A 26,101-nucleotide genomic window follows, 5' to 3' on the forward strand; every position below is an offset into this window, starting at 1 on the left:
TCTTGGATACCCTCGTCGCTCTGGCCATCTTTCTCGGGGTCTTTACCGTCATTTTCAAAGGAATGATCGACCGGCATTCGGCGGTGCTTTATGGCGCCATCGCCATGATCCTGGTCGGAGCGCTTTCCGGATTCTACTCCTTCTCCGATGCCATTGACGCGATTTACTTCGAGACCCTGGCGCTGATCTTCGGCATGAGTGCCATCTCGTCGCTGCTGGCCCGTTCGGGTGTTTTCGCTCATCTGGCCGACCGTGCCGCGCGATCGTCCGGGGGCAATGCCTTTTGGCTGCTGTTGGTGTTCAGCCTGCTGACCTATGCCCTATCGCTGACCATCAATAATTTGGCAACCATGGTGGTGTTGCTACCGGTGACCCTGGCCACCTGTCGGCGCATGAAGATCAATCCCATTCCCGTGCTCATCGCCGAGATCGTGTCTTCCAATCTGGGTGGCGCTTCGACCATGGTCGGCGACTTCCCCAACATGATCATCGCCTCGGCGGCACAATTGAGCTTCCTGGATTTCATCGGCGGCATGATGGTGCCATGTTTGGTCCTGTTGACCGCCGCCCTCTTGTTTTTCCAATCCCGGCGTCACGAATTGCGGGTGGTGCCTTCCGGCCCAGTGGAAGACGATGACCAAGACGATTGGGAACTGCCAAGGATCGATCAATTCCGGCTGCGCCTGGGGCTGATGACCCTGGGGCTGGCCATTCTCGGTTTTCTGATGGCCGATGCCTTGCAGATCCGTCCCGGTTGGATCGCGCTCATGGCCGGAGTGATCGCGGCCGCCGGAGCCCGTTTCGGTAACGACGAGATCGCCGAGGCCTGCGGTGTCAGCGATATCCAGTTTTTCGCCGGGTTGTTCATCTTGGTTGGTGGCTTGGTGGCTGCCGGCGTGCCCGACGGATTCTCATCGGCCATTTACGCCATTGCCGGAGACAGCGAAGCCGGGCGGTTGCTGGTGATGATGTGGACCGCCGCCGGCTCGACCATTTTCCTCAATGCCGGTCCTTCGACGGCGTTGTTCGTCTCCCTGGCGCCCGGACTGGTGGCCGATGTGCAGGATCCAACCGTCTGGTGGGCCTTGTCCCTTGGCGTGCAAGCCGGGTCCTCGGCGGCTCTGACCGGGGCCACGGCGGGGGCCGTCGCGGCAACCCAGCTCAGTGCCTATCTGCGCGACCACCCGGACATGCTGGCTCATATGCCCGAAGGGAGAACCTTGGATTTCAAGGAGTTTTTACGTTGGGGGCTGCCGCTGATGGGGATTTTCCTGTTGTTGTCGTCCCTTTACGTCCTGCTGATCATATGATACCTACATCATCATCGGAGAGGTGTGCCGGAGTGGGGGATTCCCAGGGAAAACCTGAGATTTTCAGTTTCCGTAAGGGAACATTTGCTTCGTCCATGTCTTCACCAAATGCGGTCATCATGACCGAATAAAACCGACGGGTTTGCGGAATGATCGAAAGTGAAGAGATAAGCGGCCATATGGCACGCAACACCATTCTCTTTTGTACAAGGGAGTGGCGAATACCCACACTGATTCTGACAGTGTTTGTATTGCTGACGTTCGGCTGGGGATTCTACCTCCTCTCAAGCTACGGAGAGGACGACTACTTCGAATCCTATGCCGAAACATCGGTAACGAACTTCCTGTTTAGGGATGTGGCGGCCCCAGACCTGCAAAGGCTCTATCAGACGGTACCGCCCGCCGTGGTGGGGATCGGCAGCGGGACCATCAACCAGTCCATTACCGCGTCCGGTGCCCTGGTGGGCTCTGGCGGATATGTGGTGACCGCGCTGCATGCGGTGCAGGACGTGGAAAACCTGCGGGTCTATGTGCGGACGCCCTCCGGGCCGAAGCAATATGACGCCCAGGTGGTCAAGTCGGAAGCCACCCACGACATTGCCTTGCTGAAGCTGCTGACCAACGACAAGTTCATGTTCTTCGAACTGTCCAATACCCAGCAGCAGGTGCCGGTCAATGTTTATGCCTTCGGGCATGGGGGATCGGGCAGCGCCATCGTCAAGGCAGGCACGGTTTTGGCCCGGCATGAGGCGGTGACCGTTGGCAAGGCCGGGATCTCCCATCTGATCCGTACCGATGCGGTCTACAGTTGGGAGCAGACGGGCGGTCCGCTGGTGGATAGCTCGGGCAAGCTGATCGGCATCAATGTCGCCTTGCAAGATGGTACGGGCAACCTGGTCGGTTACGCCGTTCCGGCCCATGTGCTGGCGGCCCACTTCCAGGACGTGGTGCCCTTCAAGATCGACGGCAAGGTGGCGCATCTGGCTCCGGCTCCCGAAGCCGCCCCCGCCGCCTTCCCGGGGACAAAGGCCATGGCCAAAAACGTGGCCGTGCCGCCGACCAGCGAGTTGGGCACCAGCGGAGCTTCCGCTTGGTGGGCCCAGGCGCGCGCGCTGGTCGGGTCGGAGCAGGGCGCGCCGAAGGCATTCAATATCGCCATGGGACAGCCTCAGGCTCCCCCGGCGGCACCACAGGAGATGCCACCCACCGTGGCCCCCTCACCGATCATGGATCCGCATCAGGTCCATTTTCCTGACATTCTCCTAGATACTGATCATCTTTTATCCGGCCGCGTTGCCGGACTTCCTTTGGCGGATATCGCCGGTTTAACCCTTTTATCGATTATTTCCGGAATTCTGGGCGGCATGATGACCATGGGCGGCGGCGTTTTGCAGGTCGCGGGCATGATGGTGTTCTTTGGCTACGGCATGTATTTGATCCGGCCGGTGGCTTACCTGACCAATATTTTTGTGTATGGCGCGGCATCCTATCGGAATTCCAAGACCGACCTGGTGATGTGGGCCAAGGTCCGGGCCTTGACCCCCTGGGCCGTGATCGGCGTGGCATCGGGCTACTTTATTGGCAACTGGGCCGGGGACTCGGTGGTCAAGCTGCTGCTTGGTGGCTTCGCCCTGTTGATGACCGCCAAGGCCTTGCAGGAACTGTTGGTCGATCATGCCGACCAGATTGTGTTGCGGCGTCGGGCCAAGAAGGGCAAGACCCACCTGGACGACGAAGACATGGACATGATGTTCGGCGAACAGGCCGAGCAGGAAAAACAGGAACGGAAACTATCGGTGTGGCTGTCCGTGGCTCTTGGCCTGCCCATGGGCCTGATCAGCGGTATCCTGGGGATCAGCGGCGGCGTGGTTGAAGTGCCTTTGCAGCGCTACCTGGGTCGGGTCGCCTTGCAAAACGCCATCGCCAATGCCTCGGTGCTGGTCTTTTGGGCCTCTATCAGTGGTGCTGCCGTGGCCTTTACCCATGGCATCAGTACCGGCCTGATCGATTGGAACGCGCCCTTTACCCTGGCGGCGGTGATGATCCCCGGCGCCTTTATCGGTGGCTGGATCGGCGCCAAGCTGATGCGCAAGCTGCCGGTGGTGGTGCTCAAGGGCGGCTATGCCCTGGTCATGCTGGCCATTGCGGTCAAGCTGCTGTTTTTGAACTGAGCGCCGGGCGGGATCGAGTATGGAAGTCAATAAAAACCTGATCATTGTCGGGGCCACCTTGGCCACCATGGCCGCCGTGGTGTTGGTGGGATTCGCCACCCATGATCTGTGGAAGGACGGCATCGGCACCACCCGGGCCGATCGTCCGACCCTGGCTCAGGACATGGCCGACCCGGAAGTCAGGGCCTTGCCCGGCGAGACCGATGGCCTACCGTTTTCCATGCTGGCCGATCAACAGCCTATCCGGCAGCAGTTACAAAATCCCAAGCCGACGGACCCCAAGAGCATGCCCGCCCAAGCGGCTCAGCCGGTCCAGGCGGCGTTTCAAGGGGCTCCGCAGCAGTTCGCCGGGGTTCAGCCATCTCCGGTGACACCGCAATTCTCCTTGCCCGAACAGCAACAAAATCAAGTGCAACCGCGGGATCAGGCTCCCAACCAGCCGACCCCGCAGCCCTGGCAGCGGCAGACCACGGCGGGGGCTGCCGCGCGCATGGGCGACGTGAAGCCCATGCAGATGGTCGATACGGCCCAGCCGACTCCGCCCAATTACATCCCCAAAGACTTGCTGCCCTACGAAATCCATTGGCAGGGTCTCGATGCCCGGCAGATGACCACCGAACTGGCCCGCAAGCTTCAGATGCCATTGTGGCTTGAGGGGCTGATGGTAGGCGAGGTAACCATGAATGCCGCCGATTCCGGCATGCTGGGCGGCGACGTGATTGTTGCGTTGGAAGATCAGCCCATTGTCCTGTTGACGGATCTGCATAAGCAAAGCCGTATTCATCGACACAAAAAGTCGGTGAAGATCTCGGTCTTCCGCAAGCGCAAGAAAATGGTTGGCAACGAATATGCCATGCGTCGCCTGACCTTTGTCATGCACGGCAACCCCGATGTGGGCTTGGCTCAGTTGGAAGGGGCGCCGATGATCATGCCGGGCGACCCGCGGCCCCATAGCGACCGCGGCCCCTGTACCAAGTGCCACGCCATCGGCAAGGGATTCGAGTTGACCCCCGATCCCGATCTGATAACATTGCCTCCGCCGCCCATATTGAAGGATGTGGCGCTCCGTGAGGCTCGTCCTCACGAAGATCGGGGGCCCTGCGTGGCCTGCCACGTAATACAGTAGGTGCCGTGGCCTGCCACGTTATTCGTTAGTTTTCATCTTATTCGATCATGACCGCCAAAAGAGGAACACATGGGCCAAAATCTTGACCTCATGGACACGTTGGGTTTGTACGCACAGCAGACGACCTTGGTTCTGCAACGCATCACCGGCAATATGGTGAGCGGGTTTCAGTCCGTGTTCAGCATCAGTGACCAGGCCAAGGCCGATTTCTACCGCGACAAGGGTATTGTCGCCGCGAAGAAGGGCCAGTATGACCGCGCCGTGGTCATGCTCGATGCGGTGCACGAGCAGTATCCCGATGATTTCGAAGCCATGCTGTTCCTGGGCGTGGCCTGTCTGAAGACCGGGCAGATGGAGCGCGGGGTCAAACTACTGGAAACCGCCCATGCCACCGGACGGGACAAGGTCAAGACCGCCGCGACCCTCGGGGTGGCCTATGCGCGGATCGAAAGTTTTGAGAAAGCCATCCCGCTGCTGCGGGAAGCGCTTGAAAACGCTCCGAATAACTTTAACATCATATACCGTTTGGGATTGGCGCTCGACAATCAGGGCCAGCATGACGCGGCCATCGAGCAGTTCAATGCCGCGTTGGAGATCAAGGCAACGGACCCCCGGGTACACCGGGCCATCGCCTTTGCCTATGAGCAGAAGGGTGACCACGAAACCGCCGTGGCGCACTTCAAGAAAGCCAGCGATCTGGAAGACGATTGAGTGAACCGGGGGTAGGCAAGGATTATGGCTAAATACTCGTTCAAGCCGGAAGGTGTCGGCAACGGGCCGAACCAACAGGCACGGGTATCGGAGAATATCCTGGCCCAGCTCTATCACAAGGAGCTGGACCCGCCGTTTCGCGCGCCGCCGGTGCGCGGCGTGCGCTTTGCCGCCATTTTCTCGGTGGTGGCGCTGGTGCTGTTCTCGGCTACTTTGTTCTATAAGTTCAATAACTTCATCCTGCTTCGGGAAGACGTCTATACCAAGGGCGGCAACCTCCAAGCCGCCTTGCAGCGTCGGTCCAATCTGTTTGGAAATCTGGTCAAGCTGACCTTGAACCACGCGGCCTTGGAGCATTCGATCTTTTTTAATGCCTCTGATTCCCGTGCCGATATCATCAAGGAAAGCAAGTTGCCCGATGCCATCGCCGAACAACTTCTCAAGGGCATCCCGAGCCTTCCTGATGGCGGTTTGGGGGGTGATTGGGACAAGGTACTGCAGAGCTTGAATGGGGACGGATCGGTGGAATCTTCGCTCGGGCGCTTGTTAGCCGTGGTTGAGCAATATCCGGACGTCAAATCGGCGGAGACCTACAAGGAAGCCATGAGGTCCTTGGTGGAAATCGAGGACCGAATCGCCACCCGGCGCATGGAGTTCCATATGTCCCTGCGCGAATATAACGTCAACGTGTCCAAGTTCCCCTGGTATCTGCTGGCCAAAATGACCGATTTCAAGCGCATCGACTACTTTACGACCACCGAAGGCGCCTCTGCTCCGTCCATTACCCCGGACATTTTCGAGGATTTGTTGCAGATGGACCACAAGGATAAGAAATGATTTGGCGTTCACTGACCAGGGGAGGCATACTCCTGTCGGTTATTTCCGAGGCGGCGCGCCTCTGGGATATGGCGAGCCGCGACATTCGTCCGGCCCGCATCTATTCTAGCGCTGAGGCCGCGAAGCTTTTGGGAACCGACCGTAAGAGCGTGCTGCTCCTGATCAAGGAGAACGCGATGAAAGCAAAGCAGATTAAAGGCAACTATCAGATCCTTGGCCAAAACATCATAGATTATTTGAACAAATGACCACAGCAGCTTGCAGAAAATGCCGGGATGAAGTCATCTGGTGGGCATTCTTCATCAACATCGGGCAGACCACCTACAAGGGGGTTCTGGGTGTTCTCAGCGGATCAGCGGCGCTGGTCGCCGACGCCATGCACTCCGGTGCCGACGTGGTTGCCACCTTGGTCACCATGTTCAGCGTCAAGGTCTCGGACAAGAAAGCCGATGAGAAGTATCCCTTCGGGTACGGCAATATCCAATTCATCGCCTCGTCCATCGTCGGGCTGATCCTGTTTTTCGGCGCCTTGTACCTGATGTACGAATCGACCATGCAGATCATCGCCGGGAACACATCGTCGCCCAGCCCGTTCGCGGTTCTGGGCGCCATCGTGTCCATCGCCACCAACGAATTGATGTTCCGCTACCAAAGCTGCGTCGGTCGTCAAAACAACAGTCCGGCGATTATCGCCAATGCCTGGGACAACCGTTCCGATGCCTTGTCATCCGTTGCGGTGCTGATCGGCATCGTCGCCGCTGTTGTCGGTTTCCCCATTGCTGACCGTCTGGCCGCCATCGGCGTCGGCATTCTGGTCGCCAAGATCGGTATCGAGTTGAACATCGACGCCATCAACGGCTTGATGGATACCTCGGTCGAAAATGATGTGCTGGTGGATGCCTACAACATCGCCAAGGATTCGCAGCATGTTCACGGGGTGCACTATATTCGCGGCCGTAACGTCGGCGAGGACGTCCATCTGGACATTAACATCTATGTTGATGCGGATCTGAAGGTCTTCGAGAGCGACTTGGTGGCCGATGCCATCCGACGCAAGATCGAAGCGGAAGTGGACCATGTGCGCGACGTGCATGTGGGCGTAACACCGGTTCGCATCGCCGCCTGAGCGCGAGGGGCCGGGATATCGGTTCCAGCCTCGCGGGGGAAACACTAAGCACGAGGCGGACATGAAAATCGAAAACTGGATCTTCCTCTTCGGGATCGTGGTGATTCTCGGTATTGCCGGGGCTGCCATGCTGCCGGAACACCTGTGGGAAGACGATTTCCAGCAGTTCGAGATGTCTGCGGGAAGCGCATTGTCCGTGGGGCCCGGAGGTATCCCAGGGATCCAAGGCAATGCCGCCGATCCCAATCTGCATCCCGGCCATGTGCAGGGCCAAGGGCAAGGACGGGGACAAGGCCAGGTCCCCAAGGTCGGCCCCATGGGCCCCCCCACCGCGCAGACCGCCTTGTGGGGACCGGAATCAGGGCAGATGATCGCGCCCAATGGCCGAAACGTCGCCAATCTGCCGACCATGCCTTTCATGCAACGTCCGCAAAGCGCCCAGCAACCGCAACAACAAGCCCAACCGCCGAAGATGGCCGGGCTGGTTCCTTTCCGCGCGGCCAAGACCGTGCGCTACCAGGGCCGCGTGGAACGGGTCGTTCATCGCGGCGCCGCCGGAACGCCGGGGGCGGGTTGGGGGCAGATGCATATCTGGGTCGCCGACGGGGTCAATCCGGTGCAGGAAGTATCCGTCGCGCCGGATTGGTGGGTGGTGCACCTGGGATGCAACGTCCAGAAGGGCTCCTATGTGCGGGGCGTGGCCTTTCAGTTCGATCAAAGGCAGCGGCCCGAGTCTTTCATCTATGCCAAGACCCTGGTACTGAACGGCAAGCTCTGCCAAATGCGCAATGACGAGGGCTTTGCCATCTGGTCCAACCAGCTCAACTAAGGGCGCGCGGGGCCATGGCCATCTACCACAAAATCATGGAATGGCTTGCCGGGCTCAGAGTCGTGCTCTGGTTTCAGGTATTCTGGCATCGCACCGGCGGCAAGGTCGCCGTGGTTTTTATGGTGGTCGTCATCACCTTGGGAATCGCCTGGGAGTATTCCCACCTCAGCCTACAAGGCTGGACCGATCCGGAAACCAATCGCATTTTCCGCTCCCACTATGTGGGCCGCCTGGATGCGCCGACCCAGGAAACGTTTTTCGGTGGGCTGGTTAAGGTCTTTGCCCCGGAGCCGGAAATGAAGCTGATGGCCATCAAGCGAATTCCGCGCATCAAGCCCACCCAGCCCATGCCACATCCATACGTGGGCGCTTGTACCGATTGTCACCTTTACGAAGGCGGCCCGGGCCCCGGCACCCAGTATAAAACTCCGGTTGGGGCGCTGTTGGAACAGATGTCAAAGGTCCGCAAGCTGGGCCCGCCTCTGCGCCCGGATTCAGAGATGCCCCATCCCCCAGCGGGCCGCTGTATCAAATGCCACGATATCGTCGTTCAGGTTCCGGCCAATCCCGCGGCCGATACCGGCTTTGCCTGGCAGCTGCCGAACTTGCGGTAGCGACCCGCGCCGCCGTAGCGGCACCTTTCCCCACAAAGAAGAGGAGTTCACCCGCCATGTTGAAGGTCAACGAGTATTTCGAAGGCGCGGTGAAATCAATTGGCTTTCAGAGCGAGACCCTGCCCGCAAGTGTCGGCGTGATGGCCCCCGGCGACTATGAGTTTGGCACGTCGCAGAAAGAAACCATGACCGTCATCAGCGGTGCCCTGATCGTTCGACTTCCCGGAGAGGACGACTGGCAGACCTTCGCGCCCAACCAGTCCTTTCAGGTCGATGCGGACCGCAAGTTTCTGGTCAAGGTGTTGGTGGATACGGCCTATTTATGTACTTACGAGTAGGGAGAACACCTCCCTTATGGCCGCGCCAGATCATCAATCTGTAATTTAGGACGGACGATCATGGGGGTTTGTGTCAATCCACCTTACAAATTTGAAATAGTCTAATTTGCGGCAGGCCTAGAAAGCGATGATTGCCAGAAAGGTACCTGTTATTGGTATGTTTCTTGCTATGTGATTTGAGTGTGGGCGAATAAAATACAGGTTCTTTGAAAGCACAACTCAACGGAGCGAATAAAAATGAAAAACATGTTTAAACACGGTTTGGGTGTTGCCTTGTTGGCGGTGACGGTTTTCATTGGTGATCGGGCTGATGCGGTTCCCATCGTTTTCCAAGGCGATCTTACGGACGGTACCCTGCATTACGGTGCCTCGGCCAACAATGGCCTATCCAGTCCGAGCGGATGGGATTTCTGGACCTTTACGGCCTCGGCAGGTGACGTTGTCACCGTCACCAATCGCCGCAATGAGTACTATCTTGATCCGATCATGGGTGTCTGGTTCGGCTTGGAGAGTGATACTTCGGCATTCAGCAGCTTGTACTCAAGCACAGCCAATGCCATCAGCATCGGCGGTGCCGATGATACTCTAGGCAATACCTTTGGTGGGCCGTATGGGGATCCACAACTGATCTTCACCGCAGCTTACACGGGCCTCTATATGGTCGCCACCGCAGATCATACCGCCGGTAGCTATAACTGCTCCGGCCCCTGCGACTATACCCTTCAAGTGACAGGTGCTAGCGCGGTGCCGGAACCGGCCTCTCTGGCGCTTTTCGGTGCAGGTCTGATCGGCTTGGGCTGGACCCGTCGGCGCAAGGCGGTGGCCTAAGCACATAATTGTTTTGCGGCTAGATCACGTCGTGTTTGATCGGATTCGATCAAACACGACGTGATCGATTCCAATAGGCGCGCGGGTGTCCAACGGGTCCGATCGAAACCGTCACGCGCTAAAGTCCGTTGCGGCCCTACCCCCGCACATTCCCTTCTACGGTGAAGTGCTCGATGAGGATCTGGCGCAGACCCCAGAGGTCGCCATCCTCGACGACGATGCGGAACAGGTGCTGACGGTCGAATCGCTGCACCAACTGCATGATCTGTTCGGCCTCGCGCAGCAGCTTGGAGATGGCTTGGCGGACCTGGGTATTGCTCTTGCTCAGGGTCTTCATCTGGTCGAGGGTTTCCGGGTGGGCCTCCAACTGAGCCTTCATGGCGCGGAAGAACACGTTCTTGTCGCCGGTGGCGTAGGCATTGACCATTTCGCCGATGAATTCGCGCACCTCGCGCTTGGAGTATCCGGCATCCTCGCGCAGGACCCGGACCAAGCTGGTGCAGGTGACGCTAAGGTCGGACAGGGCGACGTTGAACAGATTGACCAGCATGGCCAAGTCAGACATTTCGTCGCGCTCCTCGTCCACCGCGCCGCCTTGGGCTGCGGCCACGGGGGCGGGCATGTTCTGCAAGGTGGTGGTCAGGGCGGTGAGGCCGGAGGACTGGTTCTCCAGCGCGGCTGCCATGTCCTGGGCGAGGGATTTGTGGGCTGTCAGGTCGGCGACGAGAATCTCGCGGCTCTGGCGGGTTTCCTCGGCGACCTTTTGGACGCCTTCGCCGATGGTTTCGACCATATCCGATTGCTTGGACATCAGGTTGCCGACCATGGAAACTTGGCTGCCAATATTCATCAACACATTGAGGCCCAGCACCGCCCCCAAAGGCAGAACGGCGACCAGGAAGATGAAGCCCATCTCGCTGGGTAGCATGGAAAACAGGTTGCCCCAACCGACCCAATAGGAAATGTAGAACAGGCACAGCAGGATCCAGACCCCGGATCCAATCAGGCCAGCGCGTCCGAAGCCCGCGCTGAGCGGTGTGGCGTTGTCCTGGTCGTTGTCATCCATGGTCGCTTGGTCCACCATCTGGTCTGTCCCTAAATACATTGATCGACAGGCTATTTTCCGAACCCGGCGTTAACAAAGCCTGAAAATATCACCGTCGCCCTTACAATAGGTCGATCCATTCGTCATCATCGTCCTTGGCTTTAGCTTTTTCCGGTTTCTTTTTCAGGTCGGCGGGCTTGGAGGCCTTGGGGCGGCGTCCGAAGATGGAGTCAAAAAACCGTGCCAATGGATGGCGGCCATCCTTGGTTGCGCCCCAGCGATAGCGATTGTGATAGCTGCTCTCTTCCTCGGTAAAGCCCTTGTGGCGGCGCTTGGTTTTCTTGTTTCGGCTGCTGTGATTGCCGAGCAGATCATCAATCTCGTCATCCACGGTGATTTTGCGGTCTTCGTCGCGCAAAAAATCCCAATCGTCTTCGTCATCGGTGCTGGGCTTGGTAATGACCGGGTCGGGGTCCGGCTCTTTTTCGGGCTCGCGTTCTGGCACGGGCGCGGGATCCGGCGTATCGGCCTGTTCAGCTTGGACGTCGATGTCGGCATCGACCTCCGGCGTGGGGGGGGATTCCGGGGCGGCGGCCTGCTCTCGCTCGGGTTCCGGCTCTGGTTCTTCTTCGACGACGGGAAGCGGATCGGGCAAGGGCTCGGGAATGGGCTCCGCTTCCTCTGCCTTGATTTCTTCGGGGGCTTCCTTGGGCGAGGCCACCTTTTTCTTGGCTTTGACGGGGGCCGGCTCATCTTCCATCAGCGCGAGCAGTTCGTCGGTGGTCTCCGTCACGGGTTCGGGTTCAGGATCCGTTGCCACAACGGTTTCGGTCTCTTCCGGGTCGGTCAGGTCGGCCAAGGCTTCTTCCATGGCTTCAATGGCGGCTTCCGGTTCGCGGGCCCCGTCGATTTCATCCACCTTGTGCAGCATCTCGGCATTGCCCGGCGCCAGCACCCGGCGGGCCGACTGGGCCCAGGCCTCGAACAATTCCTTGTCCTTTGCCTCCGGGTCGACGGGCGGTGATTCGGGGGCGGCCTCGAGGGCCGGTTCCGCCTCGGACGGCGCCGGGGTCTCGGCGACCGGTTCGGGATTGCCCTGCTTGGCCGCCGCCTGTTCGAGGATGCGGCTCCAGGGCTGTTTGTCCTCTTCCTTATCCTTGGGTGCGGGAAGATCAGAGGGCGCGATATCGTCGGCGGGGTGGTCATAAGGCGCCATGCCCTCGGGCTGGCCGGTCTTGTCCTCGCGGGCATGGTCGGCCAGCGCGTCGGTGGCCGCGGAGTCCGGCTGATGAGTCGGATTCAGGGGCACGTTCCAGCCGAAAGCGGGTTTGTCATCGTGAACGGGCAACGGGACCGGTCCGGCCTGAGCCGCGGCGGATTGAAGTTCCGTTTCGGCCTTTTGGATCTGGCTCTGAAGCTTCTGCACCGATTCCCGCAACAGGTCGAGCACCGGTGGCGAGGCATTGAGCTTGTCAGTCTTGAGAGTCTGCACCAAGTATTGGGCGCTCTCGGAAAGCTGGGCAATGGGCTCGTAGCCGAAGGCTTCGGCGCCGCCCTTGACCACGTGAAGGGAGCGCTCGGCGCGAATCAACGCGGCTTTTTCCAAGGCCGGTTCGGCACCGAGAAGATCAAGGGTGCCCTCCAGGTCGGCGGCGGCCCCGGCAGCTTCGCTGAGGAATGTCTGACGATATTGCGTGAAGAAGGTCACCGGCGGGTGTTTCCCCCAAATTTGTCCGAGAACAGGCTCCGACTCTTTTCAAGTCCGCGATAATACCGGATAATCCCCGCGCGCGCCCCCAAAAGAGGCGCCCCAGGGGACCAAAGTATGACCGATTCAAGCACCTATACCATTGTCGTGGGCAACGAGAAAGGGGGCTCGGGCAAGACCACCACCGCCATGCATTTGGTGGTTGCCTTGTTGCGCATGGGTTTCCGTGTGGCCAGCTTTGATCTGGACCGCCGACAGCGCAGCTTCACCCGCTATATGAGTAATCGCAAAACGCTGGTGGATTCGCGGAAGATCGACCTGCCCATGCCCGACCACTGGGACCCGCGTCACCTGAATAAGCTGGCCAAGGACGGCCCGCGCCCGGAAGAAACAGTGGCGGCGCTGATTACCTCGACTCAAAAGAGCCACGACTTTCTCGTCATTGATTGTCCCGGCAACGATACGCTGCTGGCGCGGCAGGCTCATGCGGCGGCGGACATTCTGATTACTCCGGTGAACGACAGTTTGCTGGATCTGGACTTGCTGGCGGAGATCGATGGCGAGGATCTGAAGGCCGCCCGCCCGGGGATCTATGCCCGCATGGTCTGGAACCAGCGCAAGATGCGCCTGGAGCGGGACCGCAAAGGGCTCGACTGGATCGTGCTGCGCAACCGGCTGGGCAATTTCGCCGACCATAACAAGCAACTGATGTCCACGGCTTTGGGGGATCTGTCGAAAAATCTCGGATTCCGTCTCGCCGACGGGTTCAAGGAGCGGGTGGTCTACCGGCAACTGTTCCTGGCCGGGCTGACGGTGATGGATCTGGAAAACGACGCCTTTTCGGTCAAACAGACCAAATCCTATGACATGGCCCGCGAGGAAATGCGCAACCTGCTGCGATTCCTTCACCTGCCGGATATCAACGAGCGGATTGATCGGGTTTAGGGACTTGGAAGCCAGAAGGACATACCGGAGCGTTGCTCGGTTTTTCAAGTGGAGCGCCGTTCTTTTGATGGTTGCTGCACTGATATCGCCGCCGGTGTTTGCCCAAGAGTCCGGCTCAAAAACAACGACGCTGCTTAATGTGTTGGCGCTCACTTGCCTCAAGCACATGGGGAATCCGGAGAAACTGGCCGATTTTCTGTCCAGCGATGATGGGCTTCTCCCCCGGCTCCATCAGAAAGGCGAAAAGGCACTATTGGGTGGGAGGGCCGGTAAGGCATGGTTGCTGCCACCTCAATTGGGGAATGCCGCCCTGGTATCGCTGGATGTCGGGCTCTGTACGATTTACGTTGAATCATGGAAGGAGCCCGGCTTTCCTCAAACGCTGGAAGCTTTTTTTCGCGACACGATCGAATGGTTCCATTTGCGAGAAGTCAGCCATCGGGACGGCGACCTCAGGTCCACGCTGTATGATATTGTGCCGGTCGGCGAACACCGGGAGCGTCTCCTTTCGAAGGGTATGAGAACGGATTCCATTAGCCATCTGGTTTTGTCCATGAGCAGCCAACCCGAGGCGAACTTTCAGTTGGCTATTTCGGTTGGATTCAAACCGAATCGTGATTGACTGGTCCGGCTAACGGTCCCTATCCGGCTCGTTTAATGCTATACTATTCGGTACCCAACAGGGAGCCGCGACCATGGATGGATCGGATCGGCAACCCAACGGGTTGCCGCCTGTGCGCGTGCCTTGGCATGCGTTGGACATGGGGCGGGTGCAACAGCTTCTGGATTGCGGGCCCGATGGCCTGAGTGATCTTCAGGCCCAAGAGCGTCTAACCAGATTTGGCCCCAATCAGCTTCCGGAAGCGAGGCCCGTCAGCGCTTTTGTGCGTTTCCTGCGGCAGTTCCATAATGTGCTGATTTACGTGCTGCTGGCGGCGGCGGGGATGACCGCCGCGCTGGAACACTGGATCGACACCGGGGTCATTGTCGCCGTGGTGCTGATCAACGTGATCATCGGATTCTTGCAAGAGGGCAAGGCCGAGGATGCCTTGCGCGCCATCCGCAATATGCTGTCGCCCCAGGCCATGGTCCTGCGGGACGGACGGCGAACCGTCATTGAGGCGCGGGATCTGGTGCCCGGGGATCTGGTACTGCTGCAATCGGGCGACAAGGTGCCCGCCGACCTGCGGCTGCTCAGCGGACGGGAACTGCGTCTTCAGGAAGCGGTGCTGACAGGCGAATCCGTCGCCGTGAGCAAGACCATCGAACCACGACCGGAGGAAACGGTGCTCGCCGATCGCCGCTGCATGGCCTATTCGGGCACCTTGGTGACCGCCGGACAAGGGGCGGGATTGGTCATCGCCACGGGCAAGGAAACGGAAATCGGTCGCATCAGTGCCCTGGTCGCCCGGGTGGAACAACTGACCACGCCGCTGCTGCGTCAGATGGCCCAGTTCGGTCGCTGGCTGACGGCGGGCATTCTCGCCATCACCATGTTTACCTTCCTGTTCGGGGTCTTGGTGCAGGGCTATTCGGCGGTTCAGATGTTCCTGGCCGGGGTCGGGCTGGCGGTAGCGGCGATTCCCGAAGGCCTGCCCGCCATCATGACCATCACCCTGGCCATCGGGGTTCAGCGCATGGCCAAACGCAACGCCATCATCCGGCGTCTGCCGGCGGTGGAGACCCTGGGTGCGGTGACCACCATCTGTTCCGACAAGACCGGCACCCTGACCTGCAACGAGATGACCGTGCGCGGACTGGTCACCGCCGATGGGCGATTCGAAACCTCCGGTACCGGCTACGACCCCCACGGGGGATTCCATGCCGATGGCACGGAGTTGCTGGCGCCCTTGGATTTCGCTCTGATCCAGGCGGCGGAGGCGGCCTGCCTGTGCAACGATGCCTCGTTGGAACAAAAGGACGGCGACTGGCGGGTCAATGGCGATCCCATGGAAGGGGCGCTGCTGGTGGCCGGGATCAAGGCCGGACTGGAGCCCGACTTGCTGGCCCGTCAGTATCCGCGCACGGATCTGATTCCATTCGAATCCGAGCATCGCTTCATGGCTACCTTGCACCATAGCCACGCGGGTGAAGCTTTCGTCTTCGTCAAGGGGGCGCCGGAGCGGTTGTTGGAGATGTGCCGCACCCAACGGACCCGGGACGGCGATGGTCTTCTCGACCGGGACTATTGGTCCCGCATGACCGAGACCCTGGCCGATAGCGGGCAGCGGGTGCTGGCGGTGGCCGTACAGGAGGTTCCGGGAGATCGCTTGGAATTGGAATTCGACGACATCGACGGGGACTTGGTGATGCTGGCCCTGTTCGGCCTGATCGATCCACCGAGGGAGGAAGCGGTGACGGCGGTGGGGACCTGTCGCGGGGCCGGGATCCGGGTCAAGATGATCACCGGCGATCATGCTCTGACCGCCCGGGCCATCGCCCGGCAGCTGGATCTGGCCCATGCCGACGGCGCCCTGACCGGGGCTGAACTGGATGACCTGGACGACGAAGAGCTTTCGGCGCGGCTGTCCCAGGTGGATGTGTTCGCCCGGGTGAGTCCAGAACATAAGCTGCGGCTGGTCAGTCTGATGCAAGGCCAGGGCGGCATCGTCGCCATGACCGGCGACGGGGTCAACGATGCCCCGGCGCTCAAACGGGCCGATGTGGGGGTGGCCATGGGCCGCAACGGCACCGAGGCGGCCAAGGACGCCGCCGAAATGGTGCTGGCCGACGACAACTTCGCCTCTATCTCCCATGCGGTGGAGGAGGGGCGGACGGTGGACGACAACATCAAGAAGTCGATCCTGTTCATTCTGCCCACCAATGGCGGCGAGGCGCTGACCATTCTGGCCGCCGTGCTGTTTGGTTTCGCCGACTTGCCGCTGACCCCGGTACAGATTCTGTGGGTCAATATGATCACTGCCGTGACCTTGGCGCTGGCCTTGGCTTTCGAGCCGCCGGAACCGCATGTGATGGCGCGCCCGCCCCGCGAGCCGGACGAGCCTATCCTGACCCGGCTTTTCATCTGGCGCATTACCTATGTGTCGCTGATCCTGGTGACCGGGGTCTTCGGTCTATACCTGTGGGAGACCGCCCAAGGGGCCAGCCTGGCCGAGGCCCGCACGGTGGCGGTCAATACCCTGATCCTGTTTGAGATCTTTTATCTGTTCAATTCGCGGTCCATTATCGGGCCTGTGCTCAACCGGCGCGGCCTGCTGGGCAGCCCGGTGGCGCTCTATGCGGTCGGGTTGCTGATCATCATCCAGATCGGCTTCACCTACCTGGGATTCATGCAGACCCTGTTCGGGGTTGCCGCCATCGGCCCGGAGACCTGGCTTCGAATCGTCCTGGTGGCCTCGTCGGTCCTGTTCCTGGTTGAATTGGAAAAAGCCCTGCGGCGCAAAAGTTCGCGCGGTTAGGCCGATTCACCCCCCCCCCAAGAAAAAAACCGGATAATTATTATGGTTTTTCAGGGGTCTGAGCCGTCGATTCTCGACGAGAGGAAGGAAAGGCGTTTTTTTCGCTTGGTAATGATACTCAGAATCAATAGTATTGCGCCGCTATTGCGAATGAGACGCAACAAATATATCGGGGGCGATATGATCGACGACTGTAATGATTGCTGTGGCGACACCAAGAACGACAAGACACTGGCCGACCTGAAAGCGGGTGAGCAGAGCACGATTATCTGCATCTCCGGCGATGATTCGCTGAAGCGCCGTCTGTCCTCCATGGGCGTGGTCAAGGGAACGCAGATTTCCTTGGATCGCAAAGCCCCCCTGGGCGATCCCCGGGCTTACGAGCTGATGGGCTACAAGCTGAGCCTACGGCAGGCGGAAGCCAAGCAGATCGTCATCGAAGGCTGATGCGCGGCAACCCTTGAGGTTGCCATTCGAGACACATAAATTTTCCGAGGGAAGATAATGAACCTTCACGAGCGTAGGGTGACGGTTGCCCTGGTGGGCAACCCCAATTGCGGCAAGACGTCGCTGTCGAACAAGCTGACCGGATCGCATGATTCCGTGGGTAACTATCCCCGGGTCACGGTGGCCAAGAAGATGCGCGCCGTCGAACACAAGGGCTGGACCCTGGAGTTCGTCGACCTGCCGGGGGTTTATTCCCTGACCTCCCAATCGCCGGAAGAACGCATCGCCCGTGACTACATTCAAGACACCCGCCCCGACATTGTCCTTAACGTACTGGACGCGGGCAATCTGCAACGCAGCTTGTTCCTGACCACTCAGCTCATCGAGATGGGCGCCCCTCGGGTCTATTGCCTTAACATGGCCGACGAGATGCGGTCCAAGGGACGGACCATCAACATCGGTGATTTTGGCTCCATGCTCGGTGGCCCCGTGGTGGAAACCGTGGCCAAAAACGGCGAAGGGGTCGAGGCTCTGCTGGATGCGGTGGTCACGGTCGCCGAGGGCCTGCCCTCGGAGCATCCGTTGCGGGTGCCCTATGACAGCCATCTGGAAGAAGCCATCGAGCGGGCCGAGAAACAGGTCGCCGATCTGCATCCCGGCATGCTGAAGGAAACCCAGAGCCGCTGGCTGGCTATCAAGCTTCTCGAAGGCGATGACGAAGTGCTGCGGCGCGAGGCCGAGCATGATGAATTGGTGGGGCTGGTGACCAGCGACCGTGAAGAGCTGGTGCGGACCCACGGCGAAAGCGTCGAGGCCATGTTCGCCACCGCGCGCTACGGCTTCATCCACGGTCTTTTGATGGAAGTGGGCGGCGAGGTCGATGACATGGCCAAGCGCATGGACATGACCCGCTTTATCGATTCCCTGACCCTGCACCCGGTCCTTGGGCTGCCCATTTTCCTGGGCTTCCTGTGGCTGATGTTCGAAACCACCTTTACCGTCGGCGCCATTCCCATGGACTGGATTGATGCCGGGGTCGGCTGGATTTCAGAGGTCGTTTCCGGAATCCTCCCGGCGGGCATGGTGCATGACTTGGTGGTGGACGGCATCATCGCCGGCATGGGCGGAACGATCATCTTCCTGCCCAACATCGTCATTTTGTTCTTCTTCATGGCCATTTTCAGCGAGACCGGCTACCTGTCGCGCTCGGCCTTCCTGCTCGACCGGATCATGCATAGCTTCGGTATGCACGGCAAAGCCTTCATTCCGCTGGTCATGGGCTTCGGCTGCAACGTGCCCGCCATCATGGCCACCCGGACCATCGAGAGCGACCGGTCGCGGATGATTGCCATTTTGGTCAATCCCTACATCACCTGTTCGGCCCGGCTGCCGGTGTTCGTGTTGTTCGCCGGTGCGTTCTTTGCCGAGAGCGCGGGCACGGTGGTGTTCGGCATGTACATGCTGTCCATCGTCATGGCGGTGCTGGCGGCGGTGCTTTTGGACAAGTTCGTGTTCAAGGGCGAATCCGAACCCTTTGTCATGGAACTGCCGCCCTACCGCATGCCGACGGCCGCCGCGGTCATGCATCACATGGGTGAAAAGGCCCTGGGCTTCTTGAAAAAGGTCGCGGGCGTCATCCTGGTGGGCTCGATCATCATCTGGTTCCTGCAGGCCTTCCCGCAGAACATTCAATACTCGCAGGACTACGATTCGCAGATTTCCGTGCTGGAAACCCAGCCCGAGAGCGAAGCCCGCGACACGCAGCTTGCCGTCCTGCAAAGCAAGAAGTCGGGCGAGGAACTGCAAAAGAGCTATCTGGGCAGGATCGCCGGTGGCTTTGCGCCGATCGTCGAACCCATCGGCTTTACCTGGATGGATACGGTGGCCATCCTCACTGGCTTCGTGGCCAAGGAAGTGGTGGTCGCCTCCTATGCGGTCATGTACGCCCAGGGCGAGGAGGCGGACGAGGAATCCACCGGCCTGAGACAGGCCCTGGCTGGGTCCATGACACCGCTGGTGGCCTTTGCCTTCATGGTCTTCATTCTGCTCTATGCGCCCTGTTTGGCCACCATCGCGGTGATCAAGCGGGAAGCGGGCGGCTGGAAGTGGGCTGGGTTCTCGGTGGCTTTCTCGCTGGTGCTGGCCTATACCATGGCCTTCGGCATCGTCACCATCGGGGCGATCATCATCTAGCTGGGAGACCCTAATGATCGAAGCTCTGCTGCTGGCCGTTGTGGTCGGATTCGGGTTCTACTACGTGATCAATCGGATCGCCGCGAAGATCTTCGGTAACGGCTGCCACAAGTGCGACAAGGCCGACAGCTGTACCAAGATCAAGGAATTCGACCGAAAGTCCGGTCAACTGCGCTGAAGAACCTTGCGGCGGCCCTCGGGTCGCCGTAAGTCTATCCGTAATGCTGTTGCGGAGCGGAGTGAAGCGTGGCCAGAAAGCCCGAGGAATACCAACGTAGCCGTCTGTTTGATTTGTTTGGTGGCAAGAAACAGCAAGCCTTCGAGGAATTCGAACTGCTCGCCGAGGATCTGCCGCCGGAGCCCCGCCGACGTTCGAGGAGCCGGGATGACCGGGAAAAGCTCGACCCCGGCGAACCCATCGACATGCCACCGCCGCAAATGCATCCCGATCCCCTGGAAAAGCCTCGGCGCGACCGCGAGCCGGGACCCGACGATCGCCCGGTACCCCGGGCCAAACCCCGTGCGCGCAGCGCGGAGGGCGAATCCAAGGAGCGTCGAGCGGAAATGCTGCGTTGGCTCCGACACGAGGAGGAAAGCACCCATATCCTCAATCAGGTGGAACGGGTCATGCTGGCCTTGGAGAGGCACGACCGCCGCCGCCGCAATGTATTTCTCAAAATGATCGCCGCCTGGCTGATCGCCTATACCCTGACCATCGGCGAGATTCCCTGGTTCATTAAAGAAGGCTGGGTTGTGGGCTATGACCTGCTGGCCAACTGGACCGAGTTCTTCGCCATGCCGTCGCCGGAGGTGGCGCCATTGCCTGACTCCACCCCGGCACCCGCCGTGACTCCGGTTACGCCGGAACCACCGCCTCTTCCGCCGCAGGCACCAAACCTTAAGTAACGATTCGGCGTGGATACCCAAAATAGAGGGTATTTCGGCTGCGAAACGGAACCTTCGCCATGGTTTTTTCAACAGGACGAAGTAACGTCCCATACGTTATTTGCGCTTGACCTAGGTGTGAAATTGAGGGGGGGGGCTTGCTTCCCGAGCTAACATGGTAAAATCGGGAGATAAATTCAGTAATTGATAATAATTCTCATTTATATATTGAATGTAATAATATAACTGTCTAGGTTTTGTTTTGAGTTACTCGGAAGGATAGAGGCTTTTACTTGCAATTACAGTGCTTGCGTTTTCTGTGCTGTACAGGTATCAATTTCGCTATGGGGCCAGTTCGATTGCATGCCCGATTGATGGAATAACCAGATTTAACGAGGTTCGATATGCCTATCACCGACGCCACCTTGACCCTCGGCGCCAAAGAAACCCTGAACATCACCGGGCCGGCGACCGTGGATCTCACCAATATTCAGCTCAACGGCATGACCGGCAAGGCTGCAGGGGTCAAAGCCGCCGCCGCCAAGAAGGGTGGCGCGGCCACCGTGGCCAAGGTCGACGTGGCCGGCACGAAAGCTGGTGGCGCCAAGGCCGCCATGGCCAAGGGAGCCGCCGCACGCGAAGTCGAAAACGAAGGCGCCGCCGCCATGGGCAAGGCCGCCGCTGGCAAGGGTGCCGCGGGTGGCAAGGCTGCCGCCATGAAGGGCGGTGCCGCGAAAGCCGCCGCTGCTCGCGAGATTGAAAACGAAGGTGCCGCCGCCATGGCCAAGGGTGCCATGGGCAAAGGCGCCGCTGCCAAGGGTGGCGCTGGTGGCGCCAAGTGTTTGGCCGGAACCAAGGCTGCCGCCGGAGCCGGTAAGGCTGCCGCCACGCAGGCCGGTGCCGCCAAGGGCATGGTCGTTGCCAACACCACGGGAACCGCCGCGACGGGAACCACTGTCGCCACGGGTGGCGCCAAGGGTCTGAGCCTGGGTCTCGGCCTGGGTCTGGGCATCTGGGGGCCGATCGCTCTTGGGACCGTCGGCGTGCTCGGCGCCATTGCCGCCTATGGCTACTACAAGCGCTCCAAGGGCGGCGAAGAAGCCACTGCCTAAATCACGGCGCCCTCTATAGAATGGCAACGGGCCGGATCCTCGAAGATCCGGCCCGTTTCGTTTGTTCGCCGTTTCGGGTTCTGGCTTGGATTTCAGGCTTGGCGCGGGTCGGATTCAATTGGACCCGACACGCGCTAAGGGGAGCGTCGCGACCCTTGACCGTAGCCCCGCTACGCCCTGCGCGCCACTCCTGCCCCTAAGGCAAAATGAGTCAGTCACAATGGGTCATATGTAACGCGAAAGACTTGTCTTATGAAGAAAGTGTCCAAGGGCTGTAAGCTCAAGGATGCCAGGGGGGCTTGGCCAAGCCCCCCTGGCGGGTCTCGGGGGTCATCAACTGCATCTGCTGTTTGATGGCCTGGGGAATGCCTTGCATGGGATCGGCCGCCCGGGCCGGTTGGGTCGACAGGGGTAGGAGGAGGGCGAGCAGTGGTAAGATCATGGCAATGCGGCGGGGCATGGCGTGTCTCCGTTTCCTGAAACGAGAGGAACTCCGCGCGGCCTCACGGAGGCCGGCCCGTCATCGACCCTATTAGTAAGTGAGCAATTACTAACAAGTCATGGGGCGTGGAGCAGGATGGAGGGGCCGTGATGAGCAAGGGCTAAGGGGCTGGGCGTCGGGTGGTGATGGCGCGCGCTTCAGTCCCCGGGCCGATCTCCAAAGGCATAGGCGGCGAGACTCAGGGCGCCACCGGAGAAGGCCCAGTGGATGCGGGTTCGAGGTTCTTCCGGGCTGGCCGCGCCGAGGGCGTAATAGAGTGGCAGCAGGTGTTCCTCGGTGGGATGGTTCTTTGCTGCGTGAGGCGCACGGCGGCGATAGTCGAACAGCTCATCATGGTGGCCACTGATCAAGTTTTCGTGGAGCCACGTATCGAAGTCACTGACCCAGTCTGGTGGTGGGGCATCGGGGATGGCGCGGACGAACTGGTGCAGGTTGTGGGTCGCGCCGCCGGAGCCGATGATCAACACGCCCTCGTCCCGCAAGGGCCGCAGCAGGCTGCCGATGTTGTGATGGGTTTCGGGCGGTTGTCGGGGATCCAGGGACAATTGAACCACGGGCACATCCGCTTCGGGGAACATCCGACCGATTGGCACCCAGGTGCCATGGTCGAAACCGCGTAGCGGGTCCATGTGCGTCGGGACCCCGGCCTTGGCCAAGAGGTCGGCCACCCGTTGTGCGAGGACCGGGTCTCCCTGCGCCGGGTAGTCGATGTCATAGAGCGCGTCGGGAAAGCCGTAAAAGTCATGGATGGTGGCGGGCGCCCCGCCGCTGGACAGGGTTGGCTCGGCAGCCAGATAGTGGGCCGAAATACACAGTACGGCCTTTGGCCGCGCCAACTGATTCCCAAGCTTATCCAGAAACCGTTCCGTCGGTCCGTCGGTGAGGGCCATGGTCGGCGATCCGTGGGACAGGAACAGGCTGGGCAGACGGGACATGGGGCATTGTCTCCGGGCATTGTCGCTGGGCAAGGTCGATCGTCGCCAGCATGGTGACCGCCGGTCAAAAACGGAAATTAAAAAGGGGGCGGGGCTATTCACGGAGGGTATATCCCGGCGCGCCATATGGACGCGCCGGGATGAAAAAGGAAGAGCTCAGGCCTTGCCGGGGTTCCTTCTCCGCAGGCGGGTCAGCCCGAAAAGCCCGGTGGCGAACAACGCCAGACTGCCCGGTTCCGGCACGCCCACCGGGGTGCCGGTGATTACCAGATCGTCAATCCAGCCCATGATCGGCGTGTAGTGATAGGACTCGGCGTTGATGTACTGATAAAGGGACAGGCTCGTGGCCGTGGACAGGTCCATCAGCGGAATGGCGGCGGTGACGTCATGAATGACGGCCCCGGATTCCAGGTCCTGAACCAGCATGTTGAGGCTGCCATCCTGGAGCGTATGGGTCCAACGGTAGGTGCCCGGGTCGTTGGGCACGGCGCCAATGGTGTCGGCGTAGGTATGGAGATTGCCGAACCGGTCATCGCCTTCGAAGATATCGGCGCGCATGCGGTTACTGCCGTAGTTGTAGGAGGCCATGCGGCTGCGGCTGACGAAGGCTCCCCCGTCGGTCTCCACGCGTAGCCAATTGCTATTGCCCCAGTAGATGCTCTCCATGGAGCCGATGTAGGTCATGGTCAAGCTGTCATATGATTCACCGTTCAGGTCATAGGTCAGGTAGCCGCCCCCATCGATGTTGTGGACCTGAAAACGCTGGTTCTCGATGGCGCCATAGCCGTTGCGTGGGGACCAGGAGGTAAAGCTCCAGCCATCGGGCACCTGATTATCGTTGAAATCATAGGTGCCGATGATCTCGGCCCGGGCCGTGGTGGTGGCGCATAGCAAGGCGGCCGCCAGGGCGATGGCCGTTTTCTTGGATACGGTCATGGTCATTTTCTCCTTAAAGGTTCGCGCTCAACCGTTGGGCTTGTCGAGCCAATGGATTACCCGGTAAGGAGAAGCAGATTCTGTGCCAGAGTAAAATGTTATTCAATCATAAGTAGTTTAATCAGAGACTTGGATGCGCAAGCCTGTTTTTCCCGCCACGCGCCACCCGCATTCATATGAGAAAAGTGTAATAGATACCGACAGAATGAGCGTTGTCGGGCGCTCATTTTTTTACAGCAGGAACCAAAGGAAGGGGAGTGGTGCGGGCGGCCGGACTTGAACCGGCAGGGCGTTTCCGCCGTCAGATTTTAAGTCTGATGTGTTTACCAATTTCACCACGCCCGCGGTGAGGGTGACTCACGCGGGCATATTAATGGCATCAAGGGGCTGGGTCACCCCCTGTGCAGGAAAAATGGTTTGTCGTGGACCAGGATGTGATCGATGAGCCAGAAGCGGACGAAATCACGCATCAAGATGCGGGCATCGTCCATGTCCGTTTCCTTGCGCAGATTTTCAATGGTATGGCGCAGTTCCGACAGCAATCGAGCGTGATCCCGGGCATGGGCCTGGGCTTCCGCCGAGTGAATGGTGGCGAATTCGGATTCCTCGTGCTCAAAGTGGACCTTGGTAAAGCTGTAGATTTGGGCGAAGTTTTCCAGGAAAACCTCTTCCTCGACCCCGTTCATGATCCAGCCATAGAGCCGATTGAGATAGTTCACCAAAGCCTTGTGGTGCTCGTCAATGATCTCGTCATGGACCAGCAATGAGTCGTCCCAGGTAATCAGGTGCTCGGTCGGAGTCTGGGCCAACACTTCCCAGTATTCCTGATCGCCCAGCAACTCGTGCTCGAATACCGTGCGTTCCGCTTCGTCAATGAAGCGGTACATATAGTCCTCACCCTTGCCGTCGGCGAGCTTGCGCAGCTTGCGGATGATATGGGCATGGTCTTCGTTGTGCCGTTGCCAACCGGCGAATCCGGCGGCGCGCACGATGGTCATCTCGGTCTGGAAATGGTCATCCAAATTGGCGAGAAAGCTGTCGATGACTGCGTCGCAGGCATTCGGATCCTGTTCCATAATCCAGGCATGGGCCAGCTTGCTGACCAGCCGAGTCAGGTCCGCGTGGTGCTTGTCGATGATTTCATTGCCGCTCTGGGGGAAATTCTGGCTCATATTCAATGCGTTCGGCCTCCGGACAATACAACAACGGCCCGTTCTTTAAATGGGCTGCCCCAACGTTCCCCTGACAACATATCCGAAAGAATACAGGAATGTCGTAAGAATTGCCGCAGGAAAATGCTCATATTGGAATGATTCCGGAATGCGTCTAACCCAGATCATTGCCCGGACCCCCAGACTTGGGATACAAAGGCCGCTCGAACAATGATCCCGAGGCCCAATGCGAGGCACCGGGGAGTTGGTGGGAGGAGGCCGGACCGGATTGATTCGGGTCCGCGAAATATGGGAAGGGAACCATGAACGGAGCATTGAAACTGATTTTCGCCCTGGTGCTGTTGGCGGCAGGTGCGGCGGGTGGTCTTTTGATCGCCATGAATTCCTTCGAGATCAAGCAGACCGTGGTCATGCAGCAGGTGGCCGAAGGGCTGACCGCCGAAGACGTGCGCGAGTCCATGATGTCCAAGGCGGCGGAACTGAACATGAAGTTCGTCGGGCATCAGCCCCTGTCCACCGAACTCAACAATCGCGGCGTCAAGTCGGCGCAGTTGGATATCTACCAGTTCTGCAATCCGGAAGATGCGCGGAAAATGGTCGATGTGGACATGAGCTTCGCCGCCTATATGCCTTGCCGGATCATCCTGGTGGAAGACCCCGAAGGCCGCTTGTGGCTCGAGATGCTGGATCTGGACTTGATGATCCAGTTTGCCAAGCTCGAAGGCGAAGTGTTGGATATCGCCATCCGGGTCCGAGACACACTGGTGGAGATCATGGATTCAGCCGCAAAGGGTGATTTCTAGAATTCTCCAAGGTCAATGACCTGAAATAAAACAATTTTACACGAAAGAGGGCCTTCCATTGGCGGAGGCCCTCTTTTTCATGCTACACTTGCGCTGTTCGGAGGAGTGC

The 26,101-nt window shown here is 59.5% G+C and carries 25 protein-coding genes, 1 tRNA gene and 1 pseudogene; 20 read left to right on the forward strand and 7 right to left on the reverse strand.

Features of this window, described 5'->3' with window-relative positions; translation table 11 throughout:
* The first annotated feature begins 2 nt into the window (after positions 1-2).
* The 11 genes and pseudogenes from mamN to MGMAQ_RS21590 form a co-directional block, all read left to right on the forward strand.
* The gene (mamN, locus tag MGMAQ_RS05030; RefSeq protein WP_052716136.1) at positions 3-1,310 is read left to right on the forward strand and encodes a magnetosome biogenesis transporter MamN; all 1,308 of its coding nucleotides are present in this window, start codon (positions 3-5) and stop codon (positions 1,308-1,310) included.
* Between the two features lie 149 nt (positions 1,311-1,459).
* A complete protein-coding gene (mamO, locus tag MGMAQ_RS05035; protein ID WP_046020681.1) occupies positions 1,460-3,481 on the forward strand; it encodes a magnetosome protein MamO in 2,022 nt (673 codons plus the stop codon).
* 19 nt (positions 3,482-3,500) lie between these two features.
* On the forward strand, positions 3,501-4,607 hold the full coding sequence (mamP, locus tag MGMAQ_RS19315) for a magnetosome magnetite formation protein MamP (RefSeq protein WP_052716138.1): 1,107 nt from the start codon (positions 3,501-3,503) through the stop codon (positions 4,605-4,607).
* A 69-nt stretch (positions 4,608-4,676) separates the two neighbouring features.
* The gene (mamA, locus tag MGMAQ_RS05045; protein WP_052716139.1) at positions 4,677-5,318 is read left to right on the forward strand and encodes a magnetosome protein MamA; all 642 of its coding nucleotides are present in this window, start codon (positions 4,677-4,679) and stop codon (positions 5,316-5,318) included.
* A 24-nt stretch (positions 5,319-5,342) separates the two neighbouring features.
* Positions 5,343-6,155: a magnetosome protein MamQ gene (gene mamQ, locus MGMAQ_RS05050; protein WP_046020682.1), complete on the forward strand. Its 813-nt coding sequence runs from the start codon at positions 5,343-5,345 to the stop codon at positions 6,153-6,155.
* The gene (locus MGMAQ_RS05055) at positions 6,152-6,403 is read left to right on the forward strand and encodes a hypothetical protein (protein ID WP_046020683.1); all 252 of its coding nucleotides are present in this window, start codon (positions 6,152-6,154) and stop codon (positions 6,401-6,403) included. Before mamQ ends, MGMAQ_RS05055 begins: the two co-directional genes overlap by 4 nt.
* Entirely contained in the window at positions 6,400-7,281 is an 882-nt protein-coding gene (gene mamB / locus MGMAQ_RS05060) for a magnetosome biogenesis CDF transporter MamB (protein ID WP_046020684.1), read from the forward strand. The genes MGMAQ_RS05055 and mamB overlap by 4 nt, the downstream gene beginning before the upstream one ends.
* Before the next feature lie 61 nt (positions 7,282-7,342).
* Entirely contained in the window at positions 7,343-8,110 is a 768-nt protein-coding gene (locus MGMAQ_RS05065; protein ID WP_046020685.1) for a hypothetical protein, read from the forward strand.
* Between the two features lie 14 nt (positions 8,111-8,124).
* A complete protein-coding gene (locus tag MGMAQ_RS05070) occupies positions 8,125-8,724 on the forward strand; it encodes a magnetochrome domain-containing protein (protein WP_052716140.1) in 600 nt (199 codons plus the stop codon).
* A gap of 56 nt (positions 8,725-8,780) precedes the next feature.
* Entirely contained in the window at positions 8,781-9,062 is a 282-nt protein-coding gene (locus tag MGMAQ_RS05075) for a pyrimidine/purine nucleoside phosphorylase (RefSeq protein WP_046020686.1), read from the forward strand.
* Between the two features lie 744 nt (positions 9,063-9,806).
* Positions 9,807-9,890, forward strand: a pseudogene (locus MGMAQ_RS21590) (PEP-CTERM sorting domain-containing protein); the annotation flags it as partial.
* 136 nt (positions 9,891-10,026) lie between these two features.
* Here the strand turns inward: MGMAQ_RS21590 and MGMAQ_RS05085 are convergent.
* Both MGMAQ_RS05085 and MGMAQ_RS05090 read right to left on the reverse strand, forming a co-directional pair.
* A complete protein-coding gene (locus MGMAQ_RS05085; RefSeq protein ID WP_046020688.1) occupies positions 10,027-10,974 on the reverse strand; it encodes a hypothetical protein in 948 nt (315 codons plus the stop codon).
* 82 nt (positions 10,975-11,056) lie between these two features.
* On the reverse strand, positions 11,057-12,643 hold the full coding sequence (locus MGMAQ_RS05090; RefSeq protein ID WP_046020689.1) for an Hpt domain-containing protein: 1,587 nt from the start codon (positions 12,641-12,643) through the stop codon (positions 11,057-11,059).
* A gap of 117 nt (positions 12,644-12,760) precedes the next feature.
* Here MGMAQ_RS05090 and MGMAQ_RS05095 point away from each other — a divergent pair, with 117 nt between their 5' ends.
* The 8 genes from MGMAQ_RS05095 (at position 12,761) to MGMAQ_RS19320 (ending at position 21,644) form a co-directional block, all read left to right on the forward strand.
* A complete protein-coding gene (locus MGMAQ_RS05095) occupies positions 12,761-13,588 on the forward strand; it encodes a division plane positioning ATPase MipZ (protein WP_046020690.1) in 828 nt (275 codons plus the stop codon).
* A gap of 67 nt (positions 13,589-13,655) precedes the next feature.
* Positions 13,656-14,210 (forward strand): hypothetical protein, encoded by a 555-nt coding sequence (locus MGMAQ_RS05100; RefSeq protein WP_148560851.1) that lies wholly within the window; start codon positions 13,656-13,658, stop codon positions 14,208-14,210.
* Between the two features lie 73 nt (positions 14,211-14,283).
* Positions 14,284-17,007, forward strand: a complete 2,724-nt coding sequence (locus MGMAQ_RS05105) for a cation-transporting P-type ATPase (protein ID WP_052716141.1) — start codon at positions 14,284-14,286, stop codon at positions 17,005-17,007.
* Between the two features lie 150 nt (positions 17,008-17,157).
* Entirely contained in the window at positions 17,158-17,454 is a 297-nt protein-coding gene (locus MGMAQ_RS05110; protein WP_198409160.1) for a FeoA family protein, read from the forward strand.
* Between the two features lie 57 nt (positions 17,455-17,511).
* A complete protein-coding gene (feoB, locus tag MGMAQ_RS05115) occupies positions 17,512-19,647 on the forward strand; it encodes a ferrous iron transport protein B (RefSeq protein ID WP_046020692.1) in 2,136 nt (711 codons plus the stop codon).
* Positions 19,648-19,660: 13 nt separating this feature from the next.
* Positions 19,661-19,825 carry a hypothetical protein gene (locus tag MGMAQ_RS20975; protein WP_158498783.1) on the forward strand — a complete coding sequence of 55 codons (165 nt, stop codon included), beginning with the start codon at positions 19,661-19,663 and terminating at the stop codon, positions 19,823-19,825.
* A 68-nt stretch (positions 19,826-19,893) separates the two neighbouring features.
* The gene (locus MGMAQ_RS05120; protein WP_046020693.1) at positions 19,894-20,553 is read left to right on the forward strand and encodes a hypothetical protein; all 660 of its coding nucleotides are present in this window, start codon (positions 19,894-19,896) and stop codon (positions 20,551-20,553) included.
* 383 nt (positions 20,554-20,936) lie between these two features.
* Entirely contained in the window at positions 20,937-21,644 is a 708-nt protein-coding gene (locus MGMAQ_RS19320; protein ID WP_252508681.1) for a cell wall protein TIR3 precursor, read from the forward strand.
* Positions 21,645-21,924: 280 nt separating this feature from the next.
* On the opposite strand, the gene MGMAQ_RS05130 is transcribed toward MGMAQ_RS19320, so the two are convergent.
* From MGMAQ_RS05130 to MGMAQ_RS05150, 5 genes are all read right to left on the reverse strand, one after another.
* Complete coding sequence (locus MGMAQ_RS05130; protein ID WP_046020694.1) at positions 21,925-22,104, reverse strand: hypothetical protein; 180 nt, start codon at positions 22,102-22,104, stop codon at positions 21,925-21,927.
* A 179-nt stretch (positions 22,105-22,283) separates the two neighbouring features.
* Positions 22,284-23,081: a dioxygenase gene (locus MGMAQ_RS05135; protein ID WP_046020695.1), complete on the reverse strand. Its 798-nt coding sequence runs from the start codon at positions 23,079-23,081 to the stop codon at positions 22,284-22,286.
* A 156-nt stretch (positions 23,082-23,237) separates the two neighbouring features.
* Complete coding sequence (locus tag MGMAQ_RS05140; protein WP_148560852.1) at positions 23,238-24,017, reverse strand: PEP-CTERM sorting domain-containing protein; 780 nt, start codon at positions 24,015-24,017, stop codon at positions 23,238-23,240.
* A 258-nt stretch (positions 24,018-24,275) separates the two neighbouring features.
* Positions 24,276-24,362 (reverse strand) — tRNA-Leu (locus tag MGMAQ_RS05145).
* A 47-nt stretch (positions 24,363-24,409) separates the two neighbouring features.
* The gene (locus tag MGMAQ_RS05150; RefSeq protein WP_046020697.1) at positions 24,410-25,189 is read right to left on the reverse strand and encodes a hemerythrin family protein; all 780 of its coding nucleotides are present in this window, start codon (positions 25,187-25,189) and stop codon (positions 24,410-24,412) included.
* Positions 25,190-25,491: 302 nt separating this feature from the next.
* Here MGMAQ_RS05150 and MGMAQ_RS05155 point away from each other — a divergent pair, with 302 nt between their 5' ends.
* On the forward strand, positions 25,492-25,992 hold the full coding sequence (locus MGMAQ_RS05155) for a DUF302 domain-containing protein (protein WP_046020698.1): 501 nt from the start codon (positions 25,492-25,494) through the stop codon (positions 25,990-25,992).
* Positions 25,993-26,101 lie beyond the last annotated feature (109 nt).

It is taken from the genome of Magnetospira sp. QH-2 (assembly GCF_000968135.1).
Lineage (GTDB): Bacteria > Pseudomonadota > Alphaproteobacteria > Rhodospirillales > Magnetospiraceae > Magnetospira.